This window comes from Desulfobotulus sp. (assembly GCF_034006065.1).
GTDB lineage: Bacteria > Desulfobacterota > Desulfobacteria > Desulfobacterales > ASO4-4 > Desulfobotulus.
The window spans coordinates 1-2510 of sequence record NZ_JAVETM010000121.1; the positions used below are offsets into that span (position 1 = coordinate 1).

General features: G+C 52.6%; 1 protein-coding gene. It reads left to right on the forward strand.

All coding sequences use genetic code 11. The annotated features are described in order from the left end of the window. Positions 1-2079 (forward strand): ATP-binding protein (locus RBR60_RS16775; protein WP_320358951.1); only part of this gene is annotated, 2079 nt, incomplete at its 5' end. Positions 2080-2510: the final 431 nt, after the last annotated feature.

Genomic DNA, 2510 nt, shown 5'->3' on the forward strand with positions numbered 1-2510 from the left:
TACCAGACAGCAGTTTCCCGGCTGGAGAGCCGGTGGATACGAGAATGGCCCCTGAACGACCAGGTTGATTATCGGGTGGCGCCCTATACCAACTTTATCCAGGAGGAGCGCCGCCTGAAAGAGGCAGAGGTTATGATGCTCCAGGAACTGCCCCTGGAAGAGAGGATGCTGAGGTTCCGCTCCATGGGATATCTGAAGTTCGACCATACCCGTCTGGATGACCAGGGGCGATATCTCTTTATCTTCAAGACTACTCCTGAAACCCTGGCAGCAAAATTCCGGCAGGGTGATTTTCTAAAGCTTGTGCCCCAGGGAATGGTCGATATCCAGAACGGGTTTCCCGTTATCATGGAGGAGTACGATATGGGAACGGGGGAAATCGGTCTCCTGGTCCGATCCGGCAGAATCAACCCGGATAAGGGGCTGTTCTATTCCCTTGAAGAAGAGCTGGACGACTGGAATCAGGAAAAACTCCTCCACGCCTCGTCTTCCCTTTTTTCAGATGAAAAATATCTCCATATCAGAGAGCTTCTTGCCGGAACGGCCCAGGAGCGGCAGGCGCCGTCAGCCTCGGCCTGGGCTGAAAAATGGCTGGCCCAGGATGATCAAGGGCTTAATCCAACCCAGCAGAGGGCCCTGATGCTGGCCTTTCAACACCGTACCTCAATGATCCAGGGTCCGCCCGGCACAGGAAAAACCCATCTGCTCGGATGGATCATCATTGCCCTGATCCTTTGCGCCCATGATGCTGGAACGCCCCTTCGCATCGGCATCAGCGCCCTGACCCACCAGGCCATTGACACGGTGTTGAAAAAAATAGCCCGGCTGGTAAATGAACATCTGCCTGGAGGAAAATTTCCCGGCCGGTGTGTGAAATGGGGCGAGGATAAATCCCCAGGGGCAGAAGGAGCAGAAGGGGCAGAAACATCCCTTTCCGGTCATTGCCCAGGTATGAAGGTTGAATACACAAAGGATGCCCACGGCCTTTCCGGTCATCCCTGGCTGATTCTGGGCGGAACAGGATACGGGTTTTATTCCCTGTTTAACAGCAAAAAAAAGGGGTTTCCCCCGGCACTGGACTGGGTGATCTTTGATGAGGCCTCCCAGCTAGCAATGCCCCAGGCTTTGCTCAGCCTTATGTACGCCAGGAAGAATTTTCTCTTTCTCGGGGATGTTAACCAGCTTGCGCCCATTGTCATGGGAGACTACAGGGGCGGTGAAACGGAAAACGGGGTCAATTTCAACGAATCCATTCTGTCCAACATCAAAGATCTCTACCCGGATCACCACAGGGTCACCCTTGACACCACCTATAGGATGAACAAAGAAATCTGTGCATTCCCTTCAAAGACCTGGTACGACAATATCCTCGTTCCTGACCCTTCAGTGGAAAATATAAGGCTTTGCCTGGATACCATCCATGAACGACAGAACCGCCACGGCCGGAGCAGGGGAGGTGGTCCTGTTCCGGCGGGGATGGAAATTTTCCCAAAAATGGCGCCTGGGAACGAGTATCCCGTAAACCGGACAGGGGATGACCTTACCCTCGGTCGTATCCTCAATCCTGAACAGCCTGTTGTGCTGGTCCTGATGGAACACCGGGGATGCTCCCAGCGGTCGGATATGGAGGCAGACCTCATGGCGGCCCTGGCCCGCCGCCTGATTGTCGGTCATGGTCTCACCCCGGATCAGATGGCCCTTGTCACCCCCCACAGGGCCCAGAACAATGCCATACTCCAGCGCCTGGAAGAGACACTCGCAGATGGGGCAAAGGGTAATTTACACCTCCCCCTTGTGGACACTGTGGAGCGGGTCCAGGGTGGTGAGCGGGACGTGATACTTTTCGGACTCACAGCATCCCACCCCGACCATTTGCTCAACGAATTTTTAAACAGCCCCAACCGCCTCAATGTGGCCATGACCCGGGCCAGGAAAAAACTGGTGATCATCGGCAGCAATGCCTTTTTTTCCCTCCTCCCCAACTCGGAAAATCTGCTTGCCAAAAACAGCTGCTTTAAGCAGCTGCTGGCCCATTGCCACGCCAGGAACGTTGTTTTTCACTTTCCTGCTGAAAAATAACTTCAGCCCTGACCCTGGAGAGAATGAGCCAGCGGCCGGGGTTTGCCGAAACCCTGGAAGTTCCCTTGTCATGATACAATACAGGGATACCTTGTGTAAATGTCGGTAATAAATAGTATTCCTTGACTTTTTGTCTTGAAATGCTTGAAATGGTTGAAATAGATAGATCCGATCAAGCCAAAGAGCCAAGAGATTGAAGGGGTTTGTGTTCGTTTGATAAATATCGAAGAACTGGAACAATAGAGATTTTGGAGGATTAAATGACCAGGACAAATACAACCGAGACAGGTGTAAGCTTGGGCAGCAGTCAGACCAACGACAGCAAGAACATGGAAAAACTAAAGCGTGGTTTTGCCTATAAGCTCTTTTATCAGCAGGGAGTGTGGCCGCAGAACGCATCCCTCAACGATTACTATCTTGCAGTGAGCTAT